This window comes from Marinobacter sediminum (assembly GCF_016820575.1).
GTDB lineage: Bacteria > Pseudomonadota > Gammaproteobacteria > Pseudomonadales > Oleiphilaceae > Marinobacter > Marinobacter sediminum.
In genome coordinates this window covers 902,988-920,788 of the sequence record NZ_JAEMQH010000001.1, presented here as the reverse complement: position 1 = coordinate 920,788, position 17,801 = coordinate 902,988, and the positions used below count along the sequence as shown (strand labels likewise).

Here is a 17,801-nt window from a genome sequence, read left to right as displayed (position 1 = left end):
GAAATTAGTGTCGGGTAGCGCCGTTTTCGCGCACCCAGTAGGCCGTGGCACCGCATACCGCCGCGGGCACGACCACAAGATTGAGAACCGGCACCATGGCCGCCAGGGCAACCGGCAAACCAAAACCGAAGGCCGACAACCGGGTATCACCCAGCAGGCCCCGCAGCGCCTTAAAGCTGACCTTGTGGTTGTCTGCCGGGTAATCGACGTACTGCAACGCCATCATCCAGCTGTTGAACAGGAACCACAGCACGGCTGCCACCAGGTTAACCACCGGAATCAGGCCAATGATCAACAACCCAAGAGCCCGCGGCAGGTAGTACAGGATTTTCTGCACCTCACGCAGCAGCACTCGGGGGATGTCTTTGACGATGGCAGCCCAGCTGTCTTCGGTGGTCACTTCCTGACCGGTAAGGTGTTTTTCGGTGAGTTCGGCCAGGTAGCCGTAGAAAGGCGCCCCGATCAGATTAGCCACGATCACAAAGCCGTAGGCCAACATCAGCAGGATGACCGCGCCATAGAGCAGCCAGAACAGCCAGTCCAGCGCCTGCAACCAGGCCCAGTCAGGCAACCAGCCCATGGCAGCGGCAATCAGTCCGGCGAACATTTCGGCCAGGAAATAGAACAGCAGCCCGAACAGCAGGACGTTAATAACCAGGGGGATGATGACAAACAGGCGCAGGCCGGGCTGTCGAATCAGCCGGAAGCCTTCTCCCAGATAGCCCAGTCCTCGAAAAAAATTACCCTTGAGCATTCCGGTAGGCCCTCCGCTTCAATGACAGTGACGGGGCGCAAAGCATATCATGTTGCCATCGACCACACAGCCCGAGGCCGCCTACGGAAATTCCCCCATGGCAGATTTGAAACATCACGTTCTGACCCTGCTTCGCTGTCGGCCGCTATGGCGAATTGCCCTGCTCATTTCCATGGTAGCCATCCTGTTCCTTGCTACCACGGCGAACCCCTACCCGGTGCCGGCCTCGGCCAGCGACAAGGTTAACCATCTGATCGCCTTTCTCGAACTGACCGTGCTTACGCGCCTGTCCTGGCCCGAGGCCAAGGCCCTGTGGTTCGCTCCGGCACTGTTGCTGTTTGGTCTGGCCATCGAAGGCATTCAGGCCGGCCTACCCTACCGGGAGTTTTCATTGGCCGATCTGGCCGCCGATGGCGTCGGTATCGCACTCGGCTTGCTGCCCTGGCCGGGTCTAAGACGGGACGAAATTTCAGATTTGAGAGATTCTCCCAAATCCTTGTGAGATATTTCCTACATGTACGTAAGACGATACAGCGATGTCACGTGCGCAGCCTGGAGCAAGACCTACCACAAGGCCGATAACTAACTGAATAAAATGAGTTTGGTTTTGGAGCGTCAATTTTTCACTCATTAGAAACGAACTCATGTCACAAGTCTGTAAAGCAGAAGTTGCTATAGTGTTTACATCAAGGATGAGAAGGATAAGGACGACGCAGCGGACGCACCCCCGCACGGATTGCAGGGAGAGGCAGGGATAAAGGGACGCCTCGCTTAAAGGATACTATTCGGAACGCCGGCTAGGACGCCAGCACCAGGGAGTGGCTCAGGGACTCGCAACAAGGTTGTTGCCCTTTGCGCAAGGAAGCGCCGACTTGTTTCGACAAAGCATTGAAAAGGGTAGCCTGAGGGCTGCCCTTTATTTTTTACCCTCCCCTAAGCTATATCTGCGCCGCGTAAATCCGCACCCGATTGAACTCTTCGAACTCATTCAGATCCGGCCAGGTTCGCGCCTCCACGATGGCCTGCTGCTCATAGGCATCGTCACCCAGGTCCCTGACCCTCGAATCCGCCAGCAGAACCGTTGGCACCGCATTCCGAAAAACCTGCAGCAAGGGTCGATTAGCAGGATCGTACAGCACGTCTGCTGCGGTTATCACATCGATACCATCGGGCCGGGCTTGCCAGTCGTCGCACAAAGTCACCGACACTTCGTTCAAAGCCGCATTCGCCGCCACTGCATCCAGGGAAGCCGGATCGAGATCGCAGGCGATCACCTCACGGGCGCCGGCAAGCGCGGCCGCGATCGCGACGATGCCGGAACCCGAACCGAAATCCAGCACCCGCTTATCGGCCACCCAACCGGGGTTATCCAGTAGCCAGCTTGCCAAAACCTGACCGCTGGCCCAGCAAAACGACCAATACGCCGGTTCTGCCACTACTGCCTGGGCTTCATCGTGGCTGAGCGGGCCCTCCAGCACCAACGGATCAAAAAGATGTAGCGGAATCCGTGAACACCCGGCCGGCCGCGACACCGCCACCCGGCCCCGGCTCAGGGTTTTGCGCAAATGCTGATCAAGACACTCGGGGGACATCCACTCTCCGCTCTGCTTGGTTAGTTAGGCTCGCCATTGTACCCGGCTCCCGGGGGTGGCACAGCGCTCCACGAGCAGAAAAACGCCAGTTCGGCTATACTGGCGCCTCATTTTTCGCAACCGGTTACACCCTGAAATGTCAACCAGACCCGACACCGACGACTACCTGTCACTGTTCCTGAACGATGTCCCGCTGATGGACGTCCGGGCACCGGTAGAGTTCGCCAGGGGCAGTTTCCCCACGGCCGAAAATGCCCCGCTGATGAATGACGACGAACGCCACCAAGTGGGCATCTGCTATAAGGAGCAGGGGCAGGACAAGGCCATCGAACTGGGGCACCAACTGGTCGACGGCGACATCAAGGCGGAGCGGATTGAGGCCTGGAAGCAATTTGTCAGACAACACCCGGAAGGCTACCTGTTCTGTTTTCGCGGCGGTTTGCGCTCGCGCCTGACCCAACAGTGGATCAAGGATTCAGGCATTGACTACCCACTGGTTCAGGGTGGCTACAAGGCCCTGCGACGTTTTCTCATCGACAGCCTGGAGCAGCGCCTTGAAGCTGGCGAATTCCAGGTCCTGAGCGGCCGGACCGGTACCGGCAAAACCCGCGTTCTGCAGCAACTGCCCAACCCGGTGGATCTCGAAGGTCTGGCCAATCATCGCGGTTCGAGCTTTGGTCGCCAGGTTACCCCGCAGCCGTCGCAGATCGATTTTGAAAACCGCCTCGCGATTGCCTTGCTGAAGGCTCATCACTTCCGGGCCGGCCCAGTGCAACTGGAAGACGAAAGCCGCCTGGTGGGACGCTGTGCATTGCCGGACACCCTGCGCGAACGAATGTCTTCGGCGCCCCTGCTGGTACTGGAACGCTCGCTGGAAGAACGCACCGCCATCATCCGTGAGGACTATGTCGAAGGCATGTGTGCCGACTACCTTGCCCGCGATGGCGAGGAAAATGGCTGGCTGAATTTTCAGGAGTATCTGCTGAGCGCCCTTGACCGCATTCGCAAACGCCTCGGCGGTGAACGCCACCAACGGCTCAGAAAGGTGATGGAAGACGCCCTGACCCTTCAGCAGCGCCAGTCCGACCTCAGCGGCCACGATGCCTGGATTCAGGCACTGCTGCAGGACTACTACGACCCCATGTACGACTACCAGTTGAACAAAAAAGAGGGTCGAATTCTTGTCCGAGGAGGCCCGAAAACCATCATCGAGTGGGCCAATTCTCGTGCCACTGCGTAGACCCACGGCCGTCCTGTCGCAAGCCGGGCATGTCCGTGAACCATTTGTCTGCTATAAACAAGGCAGAAAACTTATTTTTTTCATGAGCCTATTTCACTTACCCTTGCGCCATTCTTAAAACTAACGAACAAGGAGTCCCCCTATGGAAGACCTATTCGGATCTGAAGGCAGAGCTTCAGAACTGATCGAGCAAGCCATTTCCCTAACCATGGCCTATGCACCGAAAGTCGTTCTGGCCATTGTCACCCTGTTCATAGGTCTTTGGCTGATCAACCGCTTCGTCGGCGTGCTTGATGCCAAACTCGGCAAAAAAGACCCGACCCTGAACAAGTTCCTGTGCGGCCTGATCGGTGCCGTCCTCAAGATTCTTCTGCTCATTTCCGTGGCTTCCATGGTGGGCATTGCCACCACCTCCTTCGTGGCCATTATTGGTGCCGCCGGCCTGGCGATCGGTTTCGCCCTTCAGGGCAGCCTCTCCAATTTCGCAGGCGGCGTGCTGATTCTGATCTTCAAGCCGTTCAAGGTGGGAGACACCATCGAAGCCCAAGGTTTTCTGGGTGCCGTTGCCGAGATCAGCATTCTGTACACCATCGTTAATACTTTCGATAACCGTCGCATTGTTATTCCCAACGGCAGTCTGTCGAACGCCACCCTGGTGAACGTCAGCATCTATGAGAACCGCCGCTGCGACATGACCTTCGGCATCGGCTACGACGACGACATCGACAAGGCCAAGGCGATCCTCAAGCGCCTGATGGAAGAAGACAAACGCAGTCTCACCGATCCCGCCCCGCGCATCTGTGTTGGTGGTCTCGGAGATAGCTCCGTCGACCTGATGTTCCGGGTCTGGGTACCTACCGACGACCTGTGGCCGTATTACTGGGACATGCAGGAGAAGGTTAAGAAGGCCTTTGACGCCGAAGGCATCACCATTCCATTCCCGCAACGAGACGTGCATCTATTTAAGGAAGAGTGATCGGCATATACCGTTGCTCTTTGATACATCCGGTTACTCGCAAACCGCGAATCCTAGGCTAAGATGACGGTTAATGGTGGAGTTTACGGGCTCCACCAGGCCGTCCGGGCCCGTTACAGAGATAACAACGGCCCGAAACGCTGTCATTGCTGGTAGGAGGCTGTCACTATGCCCGCACAGCAGTTGAAGGATTTTCTCGATGAGGCCGCCGTGGAGTACATGTGCCTCTCCCACCCCCCTGCGTTTACCGCCCAGGAACTGGCGCACCACGTAAAAATTGCCGGCGACCGTGTTGTGAAAACGGTCATCATCGAGCTCGACGGCAAGATGGCCATGCTGGTCATGCCCGCGACCTGGCGCATTCGCTGGGATCGCTTATCCCGAATCCTCGACACCGACTTCATTGACCTGGCTGACGAACAGGAGTTCAAGGATCGCTTCCCGAACTGCGAAGTGGGGGCCATGCCACCTTTCGGCAACCTGTTCGGCATGTCGGTCTACTGCAGTGAGGCGATGACCGAACAACCGGAGCTGGCCTTTGCCGCCGGCAGTCACACCGAATCGGTGCACATGAAAACCTCCGACTTCCTTACTCTGGTCCAGCCGATGGTCTTGAACCAGGGCTTCAACAAACCTGGAACCAAGAAACCCGCGTGGCTGGCGAAAGGTCGGCGCCACCCTGAAGATCTGCGACCCAGTGAACCCACTGTCGCCGGCTACTAAAGCCACACGACTGACACCCCTCGGGTCGCTTGTCTGAGCTGTGCCATCGCGTAAACTGGTGGCTTCAGACAGGAACCCAATATGACGCACGCATTTGACATAGTGGTGGTTGGCGCCGGCATGGTCGGCGCCGCCCTCGCCACCGGCCTGGGCCAACAAGGTTTCCGGGTCGGCTTGATCGACCGCCTCGAAGCCCCGGCCTTCAACCCAGACTCAGCGCCCGATATTCGAGTGTCGGCGCTCAGTGCCGGCAGCCAACGCTATCTCGACAGTTTGGGCGCGTGGGACCGGATCACCGGCATGCGCAGCACCCCCTACCGCCGACTCGCCGTCTGGGACGAAACCCGCCACCCGCTCAGCAAGCTGATGCCCCGCCAACTGACCCGCGTCGAATTTGACGCTGCCAGTCTGGGCGGCAGCCACTTGGGCCACATTGTCGAAAATTCGGTGACCCAACGGGCGCTGTGGCAAACAGCGCAAGCGCAGGGCAACGTCACCCCACTGACCGGATTGAGCGTAGTCGCGTTGGAGCAGGGCGACACCACCGCCACCCTGATTCTGGATGACGACCAGCGGTTGGAGGCACAACTGGTCGTGGGGGCCGACGGCGCACAATCGAAAATCCGGGAATTGGCCGGTATTGGCATCAACCGCAATCAGTATGCGCAACAGGCCATGGTTATGTCGGTGCGCTACCAGGGTCCGGTGGATGACATCACCTGGCAGGGTTTCTGTCCCAGCGGCCCCAGAGCCTTCCTACCATTGCACAGCGCCGAAGCAGACCACCCGGGCGAAAGCTGGGCATCACTGGTCTGGTACGACTCCCCAGAGGAGCTGGCGCGACTCAAGGCGCTGCCCGAAGAACAATTGCTGCAGGACATCCAGGCAGCGTTTCCACCGGAGCTGCCCCAGCTGACGCACCTCGAGGCCAGAGCAAGCTTTCCCATTGCGCGCCAGCACGCCAAACGCTACTTCTCGGGCCGGGTGGCACTGGCCGGCGATGCCGCCCACACCATCAATCCCCTGGCAGGCCAGGGCGTGAATCTCGGTTTTCAGGATGCCCAGTGCCTACAGGGCCTGCTCAAGGAGGCCCGCCGCGCCGGCGCGGACCTGGCCAATCCGGCCTGGTTGCAGCAGTATGAAACTCTGCGACGTCCGGCCAACCGGCGGATGATGATGACCATGGATCTGTTCTACCATCTGTTCAGCAATCGCGTGCCACCGCTGCACCTACTGCGCAACCTGGGTCTCGGCGCCGCCCGCGCCCTGCCCTTCGCCCGCAATCAAGTGGCACGCTATGCTATGGGCATTGATGAAAGGTTACCGGCCGGGCTCAGCCAGCTGATCGACCGGATTCCCGGCCTGCGTCAGCTCTGAGGCCGGAGCCACAGCATTATTCACGCTCACGAGCAAACCCAGCATCATTCAGGAGCCACCATGTCAGAAACGCTGTTTACCAAAATCATCAATCGGGAAATCCCGGCGGATATCGTCTACGAAGATGACATCAGCCTGGCGTTCCGGGACATCAACCCCCAGGCACCCGTGCACCTGCTGGTCATCCCGAAGAAAGCTATCGCCACCATCAACGACATCGGTGAAGACGACCGCGAACTGGTCGGACACCTCTATTGGGTTGCTGGCAAACTGGCTAAAGAGATGGGATTCGCCGACGACGGCTATCGTACGGTGATGAACTGCGGAGAGAATTCAGGGCAGACGGTGTTTCACATCCATCTGCACCTGCTGGCTGGCAAACCCATGGGCTGGCCGCCCTACACCGACCGGATGAAGCAGGCGTAGTCAGAAAAACAGGGACTGAGTGGGGCTTAGCGCCCCACCACCCGCTCGGCTTCTTCGACCGAGGTGTGACGGACGTCCTCGCCCTTCACCATGAAGATCACGTTCTCTGCGATGTTGCAGGCGTGGTCGCCAACCCGTTCCAAAGCGCGCAGCACCCACATCACCGACATGCAGCGTGAGATGTTGCGGGTGTCTTCCATCATGAACGTCAGCAGGGTTCGGGCCGCGGCCTGATACTCTTCATCGACCCTTTTATCTTCCTTCATGATCCGCAGCGCCTGCTCGGAATCGAGACGGGCGAACGCGTCCAGCGCGTCGTGCAGCATGCTCAGAACGTGGGTACTGATGTGGCGCACCTCCACGTATCCGCGAGGGGCCTGGCCTTCTTCGGACAATTTGATCGCCAGTTTGGCAATCTTCTTGGCCTCGTCACCAACCCGCTCCAGATCCGCCACCATCTTGATCACGGAAATCACCAGACGCAGATCCCGGGCGGTCGGCTGCCGACGTGCAATGATCAGGGTAGCTTCTTCGTCGATGGCCATTTCCATCTGGTCGACGCGCTTATCCTTGGCTCGAATCTCCTCGGCCAAGTGGCCATCGCCATCCATCAGGGCCTGAATAGCATTCTCAACCTGAGATTCGACCATTCCACCCATTTCCAGGAACTCGGTTTTGAGTTCCATCAGTTCGTCATTGAACTTGTTGGAAATATGATCCCCGTAAACATCGTCCTTCTTTGTAGGCATACGCTTGTTCTCCAATGTTCCTCAGCGCCGGGATCAGCCGAAGCGACCGGTAATGTAGGATTCGGTCAGTTCGTGTTCCGGCGCGGTAAATACTTTTTTGGTCTCATTCACTTCCACCAGGTGCCCGAGGTGGAAGTAAGCCGTGCGGTGGGATACCCGAGCGGCCTGCTGCATGGAGTGGGTCACGATCACGATGGTGTAGCTCTCGGACAGCTCGGCAATCAGTTCTTCAACTTTTGCAGTGGCGATCGGATCCAGCGCTGAGCAGGGCTCATCCATCAACACCACTTCCGGGTTAACAGCAATGGCGCGGGCGATGCACAGGCGCTGCTGCTGACCACCCGACATGCCGGTTGCGGTAGCTTCGAGCCGATCTTTCACCTCTTCCCACAGACCCGCCTTACGCAGGCTGTTTTCCACGATTTCGTCGAGATCGGCCTTGCGGTTGGCAAGCCCGTGGATACGAGGACCGTAAGCGACGTTGTCATAGATTGACTTCGGGAATGGGTTAGGCTTCTGGAACACCATGCCCACCCGGGCGCGCAGCTCCACCACATCTCGCTTGGGGTCGTAGATATCCTGACCGTCCAGCTTAAGCGAACCCTTGACCTTGCAGATATCGATGCTGTCGTTCATCCGGTTCAGGCAACGCAGGAACGTGGACTTACCACAGCCCGATGGCCCGATAAACGCGATGACCTGATTACGAGCAATATCCAGGCTAATCTTTTTAATGGCCCGGCTTTCGCCATAGAACACTTCAACATCGCGCAAAGAGAACTTGGCGTTATCTGCGAAGGGCTTACCGACCGTCTTACCTTCCTCGATGACAGTATCGGTAGGCTGACTCTCCGCAACCCCGGCAGCTGCCTCCTCTTCGGAGGGCACTTCGTTGGTAATACTTTGATTCATGCTATTCATCTCGATTCTCCTTACCACCGGCGCTCGAGGCGTTTGCGCATCCAGATGGCCAATGCATTCATACTGATCAGAAAGGTCAACAGCACCATGATGGCGGCTGACGCACGTTCAATAAACGCAAGTTCCGGGCTGCCGGCCCACAGGAAAACCTGCACTGGCAGTACCGTCGCTGAGTCGAAAAAGCCACCGGGCACGTCCACGATGAAGGCCACCATGCCGATCAGGAGCAGCGGCGCTGTTTCACCCAGGGCCTGGGCCATACCGATGATGGAACCCGTAAGCATGCCCGGCATGGCCAGCGGCAGCACGTGGTGCAGCACCACCTGCATTTTCGAGGCACCAACCCCTTCCGCAGCTTCGCGGATGGAGGGTGGCACACTCTTGATCGCTGCCCGGCTGGAAATAATGATGGTGGGCAGGGTCATGAGTGTCAGAACCAGCCCGCCGACAACCGGCACGGAACGCGGCATACCGAACAGGTTAATAAACACCGCCAGACCGAGCAGACCGAAGATAATGGAGGGTACCGCCGCCAGGTTGTTGATGTTCACCTCAATGAAATCGGTGAACTTATTCTGGGGCGCAAACTCCTCCAGGTAGATCGCGGCGGCAATGCCAATCGGGAACGACAGGATCAGGGTGACGAACATCGTCAGCAGGGAGCCGACAATGGCGCCCAGGATGCCGGCCTTGGACGGATCCCGAGAATCACCACCGCTGAAGAAGGTGTCGTTGAACGAAGTTTCAATTGCGCCGCGCTCAAGCAAGGTCTCAACCCAGGCCTTCTGCTGGTCGTCGAGCTTAATCGAATAGGCGGCATCACCGGCGTGCTTTACATACACGTCTACGTCGGTGTGGGACAGGAAGGACATGGTCCGGGTGGTGTTCAGCCAGTCCGGATTTGCCTTCAAGGCGTCCCGCAGGGTCACCGAGGCGTAGGGATTTATCAGCCCCCGAACCTCCTCACGATCCTCCTCGGTGGCGCCCGGAATCTCCTTGATCAACGCCTGGATCAGCGGCTCGACAAAGTCTGCCATCTTGAGTTGGCGACTGTCGGTTGGATCGTCCAGGTACATCATGTCCCCATCCAGATTCACCTCCATGGTGATGGTGGTTTTCATGAAGCCGGTGTAGCCCTTACCGATGATATCGGTAAACAGGATCACCAGCGCCGACAGGGCGATACCAATGGCGAGGATGCCGTAGGCGCGGAATCGACGCTCCTTGCGATACCGGCGTTTGAGCGACTGGCGGACAATCTCCGCCTGTGAACGTTGGTCAGTCATACTGTTCCCGATATTTACGCACGATTTTCAAGGCTATTACGTTGAGCAGCAGGGTCGACAGGAAGAGCATGGCGCCCAATGCAAAGGCGGCCAGGGTCTTGGCGCTGTCGAATTCCTGATCCCCGGTCAACAGGGTCACGATCTGCACGGTCACGGTGGTGACCGTTTCAAGCGGATTGGCAGTCAGGTTTGCTGCCAGGCCTGCGGCCATCACCACAATCATGGTTTCGCCAATCGCCCGGGAGACCGCCAGCAAAACACCGCCCATGATGCCCGGCAAGGCGGCCGGGAAGATGACCTTTTTCATGGTCTCGGACTGGGTCGCGCCCAGCGCCAGCGAGCCGTCACGAAGTGTTTGCGGCACCGCGTTAATAACGTCGTCCGACAGCGAGGATACAAACGGAATGATCATGATGCCCATGACACCGCCGGCGGCGAGTGCACTCTGGGACGATGCTTCGATGCCGATGGCGGCAGCAAGATCGCTGATGAACGGAGCGACGGTCAGCGCGGCAAAGAAGCCATACACCACGGTAGGAATACCGGCCAGCATCTCCAGCAACGGTTTCACCACGCCACGAACTCTCTTGTTGGCGTATTCCGACAGGTAGATTGCCGAGAGCAAACCCACCGGCACCGCCACCACCATGGCAATGGCGGAGATCAGCAGCGTACCGGTGAACAACGGAATCATGCCGAAGGCACCCTCGGCAGCCACCTGATCCGCTCGCAGGGCAGTCTGAGGGCTCCACTGGGAACCAAAGATAAACTCGGTAAACGGGACCTTGCCGAAGAAGCGGAAGGTTTCAAAGGCCACGGAGAAGATAATGCCAACCGTGGTCAGGATAGCCAGGGCGGCACAGGCGAAGAACAGCCACTTCAGGATGGATTCAACCTGGGACCGGGCATTTAACCGTGGCCGAATCCGCAGCCAGCCCAGGAACCCGGCAAGCACCGAGACCGAAACCACCAGCGCCGACATCAGCAACCGGCTCTGCTCCCGCAATGCCTTCAAGCGTTCCGCCGCTTCAGCGATCGGCGCCTCGACAAAGCCGGCCGGCAGGGCGCCGCTGGCAACGTTGCTGATTTTACTCAGCAGCAGGCTGGCCTGGCCTTCGGTCTCGGGGATCAGCTCCGGCGGCAGCCCGCCAATGATAATGAGCTGGATCACCTTGCCCTGGAAAGCGGCCCAGCAGCCCAGCACGATCAGCGCCGGGATGCCGCTCCACAGCGCGGCACGCGCGCCGTAATAGAAAGGCAGGGATTTGAGATGACGAATGCCGCCCAGTGGCATAGCCAGTGACCGTGACCGGGCATACCCCAGACCATAAGCCACAACGGCAAGTACCAGGGTGAGCAGTAACAAATTAGCCGGTTGCATGAATAATCCTGTCTACGACTTCGATTAGGCGCCCAGTTTACAGTTTCAAACTATCCATGGCACTGAATGGTCTTCCTAGATGTACGAAAGGGTGCGGGTCCTGTTCCGGACCCGCACCCCTGGTTTCATCGAGCTGTTCGGTTTACTTCAGCTCCTCCAGAGCCAGCTTAGGCATGTTTTCAGCCTTGTCCATCAACGTCATCAGCTGGTCGCGCGGTGGCACGATCAGACCAACGCTCTTCAGGTACCCGTTCTGGCCCATGGCAGCGTTGCTGGTGAATTCCTCTACGAACTCCTGGATACCCGGAATAACGCCAACGTGAGCTTGCTTGACGTAGAAGAACAGTGAGCGAGCGACCGGATACTCTTCGGCTGCAATGGCGTCCGCGGTCGGCACCTTGCCGTCCAGAGTCGCGGCTTGCAGACGGTCGGCATTCTCTTCAAGAAAGCTGAAGCCGAACACACCGTACATGTCCGTATCGCCGATCAGTTTTTGTACGATCAGGTTGTCATTCTCACCAGCTTCGATGAAGGCACCGTCTTCACGAACGCTTTCACAGATGGCTTTGTGATCGTCCTTGCTCAGGCTTTCAGCTTCAGGCAAAGCATCGCAACCAGCGGCCAGAGCCAGCTCGTTGAACGAGTCACGGGTACCGGAAGTCGGCGGCGGACCCATCACACGAATCGGCTTGTTCGGCAGGCTGGAATCGACGTCGCTCCAGTTCTTATTCGGGTTGGCAACCCACTCACCGTTGACCGGCACCTTGGAACCCAGGGCCAGGAACAGTTGCTCAAGGCTGAGCTCCAGGTTTTGTGCATCCTTGGAGCTGGCGATAACGATGCCGTCAGAGCCGATACGGAACTCAGTGATGTCGGTCACGCCATTCTTCTGGCACATCTCGTATTCGGACGCCTTCATGCGACGTGACGCATTGGTGATGTCCGGGTGCTGAGTACCGATGCCCTGACAGAACAACTTCATTCCGCCACCGGAGCCGGTTGATTCCAGCTTCGGAGTTTTAAAATCGGTTTTGGTACCGAAGCGTTCGGCAACAACAGTCGCGAACGGGTAGACCGTTGAGGAACCAACGATGCTGATGGTGTCGCGAGCCATGGCAGGCGCAGACATGGCGGCTACGGAACCGGCCAGCGCTACAGTTGCGAGTGTTTTATTCAATCTGTTCACGTTGAGTCTCCATAAATCGGTTGGACGTTTTGTATGGATCTGATTTACCGATGAGTGAAGATTAAAGACTCTCTATGACAACTTTGTTACAGGTTCTGAAATATAGCCTGAAAACGTGAAATCTGCTTGCAGCCGGGCCACAGGCCGTTAACATGCGTGGTATAACAATTCCAGAATTAACACCAGGGCAAACTTCCATGACGGCTTTCGACGACGACAAACCCACCCCTCGCGGTGAGTTGACCCTCCAGATTGTACCCCTTCCCTCTGACACCAACCCCAACGGCGACGTGTTCGCGGGCTGGCTGGTCAAACAGATGGATATCGCTGCCGCCACCATGGCCGGCCGTATTTCCCAGGGCCGGAACGCGACCGTAGCGATGGATCGCATGGAATTTTTGTCACCGCTGCGCGTGGGCTCTCAGGTGGGCTGCTACTGTGAAGTGGTGGAGATTGGCCGCAGCTCCATGAAGCTCCGGGTGGAAGTATGGACCCGCGACCGTACTGCCAAGCACCCGCGCAAAGTCACTGAGGGCATGTTCGTTTACGTGGCCATTGACGAGCACGGCCGCATCCGGGAAGTGCCTGAACAAAACCTCTGATCCTCGCTTAATCGGTACTCAGGCTCAGCCGGCCAGTTTCCGGGCGCGGCGCTCTGGCGCGGTCAGTGCGAGCAACCCGAAAACTGGCCCGGGCAGCAGGAGGCACACCACCCAAACGCCCTGATATTCCCACAGCCAACTGGTTAGCCAGATTGCGGGCAGAGTCACGCCAAAGCCAATGGCGTTCATGACCGCCAGCGATGATCCTACGAAAGCTTGTGGCGCCCGAGCCGCTGCCAGCGCCGAGAACTGGGGCGAATCGGCCACCACCGCCACCCCCCACACCAGCAATAACAGCGCCAGCAGGATCGGGGAAAACCCCGATAAAAACGGGTAAATCAGGCAAACCAGCCCCGATGTAGCCAGTGCCACCCGTGCCACCCATTCACTACCCCGTCGCCGACTCAACCAGCCACCGCCAATACAACCGGCCGCGCCCGAGGCGATGATGGCAAAGGCGAACCAGGGCACGAAACCATCGCCCATGCCCAGGCGCGCCAACTCGCGCCCGGCCAACAAGGGGACCAGCATCCAGAAGGCGTAGAGTTCCCACATGTGACCGACATACCCGCCGACAGCTGCCCGAAACGTGGGTGCTTGCAGAGCAGACAGGCCCTGCCTGAGGGGCACTCGGCCAGCATTCTTGGGCAAATGGGGACCCTCTCCCAGCAGGAATACCAGGGCACCGCCGGCCAGCGCCAGCGCGGAACCCCCGAATAAAGGCCACTGCCAGGGCATACCCAAAGTAGCTCCGCGCATCAGATGCGGTAGCGCCGTGCCCAGAGTTAGCATGCCTACCAACCATGCCAGTGCCACGCCCGCATGTTTTGGCGTCCAGGCAATGACCATTTTCATACCCAAAGGGTAAATACCGGCCAGGCAAAGCCCGGTCGCAAATCGCAATAGAAGATCTAGTGGAGGGTGCGACGCAACCAGTATGAAGCCGCCATTGACCAACGCCCCGAGCAAGCTGGACACCGCAAAGATATGACTGGCCCCAAATCGGTCGGCCAGGCCAGTGACCGCGAGCGTTAAAGTGCCGGCAATGAAACCCGCCTGCACCGCCAGGGTCAGCAACCCGAGATCGGTCTCACTGAGCCCCAACTCCTGTGACAGCGACAGCCAAACCCCGTTCACGCTGAACCAGAGCGAAGTTCCGAACAACTGCGCCAGCACAATTACAGCCAAGGGGTAACGACGAAGCAGTGCAATCATAGCGTCCGATCTTAAACGTTGGCCGGCGAGCGCCAGCCTATGGTCCTGAAAAACCCAACCATACCCTACTTTGCGTGCTGAGTGCTCTCGCTCGACTGTTCCGGGCTCGCTGGGCTGGACTGTTCAGCTTCCGGGTGCCCTGCTACTATCCGTGCCTGCTTGCAACACCGCCCCAGTCAGACAACGGATTCGCCTTATGGATGCTTTTCAGGCCCTCTTTCTAGGCCTTTTACAGGGACTGACCGAATTCCTGCCAATCTCCAGTTCCGCTCACCTGATCCTGACCCCGGCATTTTTTGGCTGGACCGATCAGGGCGTGGGGTTTGATCTTTCGGTGCACCTTGGGACCCTTTTAGCGGTGGTGCTCTACTTCCGACATGATGTTTTCGGCATCGCCCGGGATGGCTTGCTGTCCGTCACCCGGCGCAAGCTTGTTGGCCAAGGCGCGCTGGCGTTCTATCTGGTGATCGGCACCATCCCAGCCGGTTTGGCGGGACTGGCGTTGCTGGACATGATCGACAATGAATTGCGGGCCGTGGAAGTAATCTTTACCACCACCCTGGTATTCGGCCTGCTGTTGGGCATCGCTGATTGGCTGCCCAAGCGACAGCGCACTCTGGATCAACTGAACTGGAAAGACGCCGTTGTGGTCGGCATCGCCCAGGCCATGGCACTGGTGCCCGGCACGTCGCGCTCTGGCGTCACCATCACCGCCGGCCTGTTCCTGGGCATGACTCGTCACACCGCCTCACGGTTCTCCTTCTTGCTGGCCATTCCCATTATCGTGCTGGCGTCGGCAGTTAAGCTGCTGGAGGTGGCCACCTCGGATGTCATTGTCGACTGGAGCGGCTTCCTGCTTGGTGGCGTGACGTCCTTTATCATGGCCATCACCGCCATCCACTTCTTCTTGAAGTGGCTGAACACCGTGGGCATGTGGCCGTATGTGATCTATCGCATTGTTCTGGCGGGTGTGATTTACGCGGTTTTGATGTAATTGAGGCCAGCACAGTGATGGAAGCGGAGGGCTGGTAAAGCTTTCCAAAACTGTGCGGAGCCATGGATGGCGGAGCTCAAGCGTCACATGGACGTGCTCGAGCGGGTTTTGGAAAGCTTTATCAGCTCTCTGCAACCCACAAACTAGCAGGCTTCCAAAGGTGCATACGCCAGCACCAACCACTTGGCGCCATCCTCAAAGTTCACCTGCACCCGCGTATGATGCCCGGTTCCTTCTGAGTTCATCACAATGCCTTCGCCAAACTTCGGATGGCGCACCCGCTGGCCCAGACTAAACCCGGACTGCTGCGCGGAATCCTGGCTGAACATGCTTTCGTTTGGGCGCTCCAGCATCGCCGGGCGCGTGACGGTATTGCGCAACCGGACTTCCTGCAGGCAGTCGGCAGGAATTTCACGCACAAACCGGGACAGAGCGTTGAACTTTTCCTGGCCGTACAAGCGGCGGGATTCCGCGTAAGTGAGCACCAGCTTTTTCATGGCCCGGGTAATGCCGACGTACGCCAAGCGGCGTTCTTCTTCCATGCGTCCTGGCTCTTCCAGCGACATACCATGGGGGAATAACCCCTCCTCGACGCCGGCCAGAAATACCATCGGAAATTCCAGGCCCTTGGCGGAGTGCAGCGTCATCAGCTGAACACTGTCCTCATGGGCCTCAGCCTGGGCCTCACCCGCATCCAGGGCCGCTTGAGCAATAAACTCGGCCATCGGGTCGACACCGTCTTCCACCTCGTAATCTGACAGCGCGTTGACCAGTTCTTCCAGGTTTTCCACCCGGGCCTGGCCCTTTTCGCCCTTTTCGCTGGCGTGGTAATTCTTCAGGCCGCTGTCTTCGATGGTCTGCTTCATCAGGCCCTGCAGGCTGGCATCGCCCACCATGCCCGACAGACCTTCAATGATCGCGATGAAGGACTGCAATCCGGTCTTGGCCCGGCCTTTAACCTGCCCGGCTTCGAGCAGGCGTTCCGCCGACTCCCAGAGCGAAATGCTCTGTTCAGTAGCATATTCCCGCAGCTCGGCCAGGCTCTTGGCACCAATGCCCCGGGGTGGCAGGTTCACCACCCGTTCGAATGCGGCATCGTCACGGCGATACTGCACCAGGCGCAGGTAGGCCAGCGCGTTACGGATTTCCTGGCGATCGTAGAACCGAAGGCCACCGTATACCCGGTACGGAATACCCTGGCGCATCAACGCTTCTTCCAACACTCGTGACTGGGCGTTGGAGCGGTAGAGAATGGCCGACTCGCTGCGCAGGTTGCCGTCCTGGACCCAGGCCGAGATGCTATCGGCAATGTAGTTAGCTTCGTCCTGCTCGTTAAACGCGGAATACAAGCTGATGGGCTCGCCCTCCGGGCCGTCGGTCCACAATTCCTTGCCCAGCCGGCCCTGGTTATTGGCGATCACCGCGTTGGCCGCCTTCAGGATCATCTGTGTGGATCGGTAATTCTGCTCCAGCCGGACCAAACGGGCATTGGGGAAATCGCGCTGGTACTGCTGGATGTTCTCAACCTTGGCACCGCGCCAGCCATAGATGGACTGGTCGTCATCGCCAACGACCGTCAGCGGCACCTGCTGGCTAGCCAGCACCTGCAGCCAGGCGTACTGAATCGTGTTGGTGTCCTGGAACTCGTCCACCAGAATATGCTGGAACCGCTTCTGGTAATGGGCGAGCAATTCCGGCCGGTGCAGCCAGAGCTCGTGGGAGCGCAGCAGCAGTTCCCCAAAATCCACCAGGCCGCCCTGCTGGCACAGAGTTTCGTACTGGCGATAGATTTTCAGCATCGTTGAGGTGAAGTGATCGCCCGGATTTTCCTGGATGTGATCCGCCCGCAAACCTTCATCTTTCTGGCTGTTGATAAACCATTGCGCCTGCTTGGGCGGCCACTTGCTCTCATCAATCTGGTTTTCCCGCATTACCCGCTTGATCATCCGCAGCTGGTCGTCGCTGTCCAGCACCTGGAAGTTCTCCGGTAACCCTGCGTCCTGCCAATGTGAGCGCAGCAATCGGTGAGCAATGCCGTGGAAGGTGCCAAACCAGAGGCCGCGAGCCGGAATGTCCATCATCTGTTCGATGCGGTAACGCATTTCCTTGGAGGCCTTGTTGGTAAAGGTCACCGCAAGGATGCCAGTCGGCGGCACCCGGTCCACCGTCATCAACCACGCTATCCGATGCACCAGCACCCGGGTCTTGCCACTACCGGCCCCGGCCAGCACCAGCAGGTGATCGTTCTGGGCGGTGACGGCCTCGCGCTGGGCATCATTGAGAGGGTCGATTATGTGAGAGACATCCATAGGAAAACGTTCGCTACTGGTTAAATAAACAGGAGTGAAAGTATAACAGGGGAAAAAGGGGATTTCTGCG

Annotated in this window: 17 protein-coding genes; 8 read left to right on the top strand and 9 right to left on the bottom strand. The window is 58.4% G+C overall.

Annotation, left to right across the window (positions count from 1 at the left end):
* Positions 1–4: 4 nt before the first annotated feature.
* On the bottom strand, positions 5–754 hold the full coding sequence (cysZ, locus tag FGO67_RS04070) for a sulfate transporter CysZ (RefSeq protein ID WP_041340058.1): 750 nt from the start codon (positions 752–754) through the stop codon (positions 5–7).
* Between the two features lie 97 nt (positions 755–851).
* Here cysZ and FGO67_RS04065 point away from each other — a divergent pair, with 97 nt between their 5' ends.
* Entirely contained in the window at positions 852–1,256 is a 405-nt protein-coding gene (locus FGO67_RS04065) for a VanZ family protein (RefSeq protein WP_203299426.1), read from the top strand.
* A gap of 436 nt (positions 1,257–1,692) precedes the next feature.
* On the opposite strand, the gene FGO67_RS04060 is transcribed toward FGO67_RS04065, so the two are convergent.
* Complete coding sequence (locus FGO67_RS04060) at positions 1,693–2,346, bottom strand: class I SAM-dependent methyltransferase (protein ID WP_203299425.1); 654 nt, start codon at positions 2,344–2,346, stop codon at positions 1,693–1,695.
* A gap of 136 nt (positions 2,347–2,482) precedes the next feature.
* Between FGO67_RS04060 and mnmH the strand changes: the two genes are divergently transcribed.
* From mnmH to FGO67_RS04035, 5 genes are all read left to right on the top strand, one after another.
* Positions 2,483–3,586 carry a tRNA 2-selenouridine(34) synthase MnmH gene (gene mnmH, locus FGO67_RS04055; protein WP_203299424.1) on the top strand — a complete coding sequence of 368 codons (1,104 nt, stop codon included), beginning with the start codon at positions 2,483–2,485 and terminating at the stop codon, positions 3,584–3,586.
* 142 nt (positions 3,587–3,728) lie between these two features.
* The gene (locus tag FGO67_RS04050; protein ID WP_203299423.1) at positions 3,729–4,562 is read left to right on the top strand and encodes a mechanosensitive ion channel family protein; all 834 of its coding nucleotides are present in this window, start codon (positions 3,729–3,731) and stop codon (positions 4,560–4,562) included.
* A 168-nt stretch (positions 4,563–4,730) separates the two neighbouring features.
* Positions 4,731–5,285, top strand: a complete 555-nt coding sequence (locus FGO67_RS04045; RefSeq protein ID WP_203299422.1) for an aminoacyl-tRNA deacylase — start codon at positions 4,731–4,733, stop codon at positions 5,283–5,285.
* 81 nt (positions 5,286–5,366) lie between these two features.
* Positions 5,367–6,662, top strand: a complete 1,296-nt coding sequence (locus FGO67_RS04040; RefSeq protein WP_203299421.1) for an FAD-dependent monooxygenase — start codon at positions 5,367–5,369, stop codon at positions 6,660–6,662.
* A 60-nt stretch (positions 6,663–6,722) separates the two neighbouring features.
* On the top strand, positions 6,723–7,088 hold the full coding sequence (locus FGO67_RS04035; protein ID WP_203299420.1) for a histidine triad nucleotide-binding protein: 366 nt from the start codon (positions 6,723–6,725) through the stop codon (positions 7,086–7,088).
* A gap of 26 nt (positions 7,089–7,114) precedes the next feature.
* Here the strand turns inward: FGO67_RS04035 and phoU are convergent, their stop codons facing one another.
* The 5 genes from phoU to FGO67_RS04010 form a co-directional block, all read right to left on the bottom strand.
* Complete coding sequence (phoU, locus tag FGO67_RS04030; RefSeq protein ID WP_203299419.1) at positions 7,115–7,837, bottom strand: phosphate signaling complex protein PhoU; 723 nt, start codon at positions 7,835–7,837, stop codon at positions 7,115–7,117.
* A gap of 33 nt (positions 7,838–7,870) precedes the next feature.
* Positions 7,871–8,758: a phosphate ABC transporter ATP-binding protein PstB gene (pstB, locus tag FGO67_RS04025; protein WP_203299418.1), complete on the bottom strand. Its 888-nt coding sequence runs from the start codon at positions 8,756–8,758 to the stop codon at positions 7,871–7,873.
* Positions 8,759–8,769: 11 nt separating this feature from the next.
* Positions 8,770–10,044 (bottom strand): phosphate ABC transporter permease PstA, encoded by a 1,275-nt coding sequence (gene pstA / locus FGO67_RS04020; RefSeq protein WP_203299417.1) that lies wholly within the window; start codon positions 10,042–10,044, stop codon positions 8,770–8,772.
* Complete coding sequence (pstC, locus tag FGO67_RS04015; protein WP_203299416.1) at positions 10,037–11,425, bottom strand: phosphate ABC transporter permease subunit PstC; 1,389 nt, start codon at positions 11,423–11,425, stop codon at positions 10,037–10,039. The genes pstA and pstC overlap by 8 nt, the downstream gene beginning before the upstream one ends.
* Before the next feature lie 142 nt (positions 11,426–11,567).
* Positions 11,568–12,611 carry a substrate-binding domain-containing protein gene (locus FGO67_RS04010; RefSeq protein WP_203299415.1) on the bottom strand — a complete coding sequence of 348 codons (1,044 nt, stop codon included), beginning with the start codon at positions 12,609–12,611 and terminating at the stop codon, positions 11,568–11,570.
* 197 nt (positions 12,612–12,808) lie between these two features.
* On the opposite strand from FGO67_RS04010, the gene FGO67_RS04005 reads away from it, so the two are divergent.
* On the top strand, positions 12,809–13,213 hold the full coding sequence (locus FGO67_RS04005; protein WP_203299414.1) for an acyl-CoA thioesterase: 405 nt from the start codon (positions 12,809–12,811) through the stop codon (positions 13,211–13,213).
* A 24-nt stretch (positions 13,214–13,237) separates the two neighbouring features.
* On the opposite strand, the gene FGO67_RS04000 is transcribed toward FGO67_RS04005, so the two are convergent.
* Positions 13,238–14,428 (bottom strand): MFS transporter, encoded by a 1,191-nt coding sequence (locus tag FGO67_RS04000; RefSeq protein ID WP_203299413.1) that lies wholly within the window; start codon positions 14,426–14,428, stop codon positions 13,238–13,240.
* 196 nt (positions 14,429–14,624) lie between these two features.
* Here FGO67_RS04000 and FGO67_RS03995 point away from each other — a divergent pair, with 196 nt between their 5' ends.
* Positions 14,625–15,422, top strand: a complete 798-nt coding sequence (locus FGO67_RS03995) for an undecaprenyl-diphosphate phosphatase (RefSeq protein WP_203299412.1) — start codon at positions 14,625–14,627, stop codon at positions 15,420–15,422.
* A 143-nt stretch (positions 15,423–15,565) separates the two neighbouring features.
* On the opposite strand, the gene uvrD is transcribed toward FGO67_RS03995, so the two are convergent.
* Positions 15,566–17,731, bottom strand: a complete 2,166-nt coding sequence (gene uvrD, locus FGO67_RS03990; RefSeq protein WP_203299411.1) for a DNA helicase II — start codon at positions 17,729–17,731, stop codon at positions 15,566–15,568.
* Between the last annotated feature and the right edge of the window lie 70 nt (positions 17,732–17,801).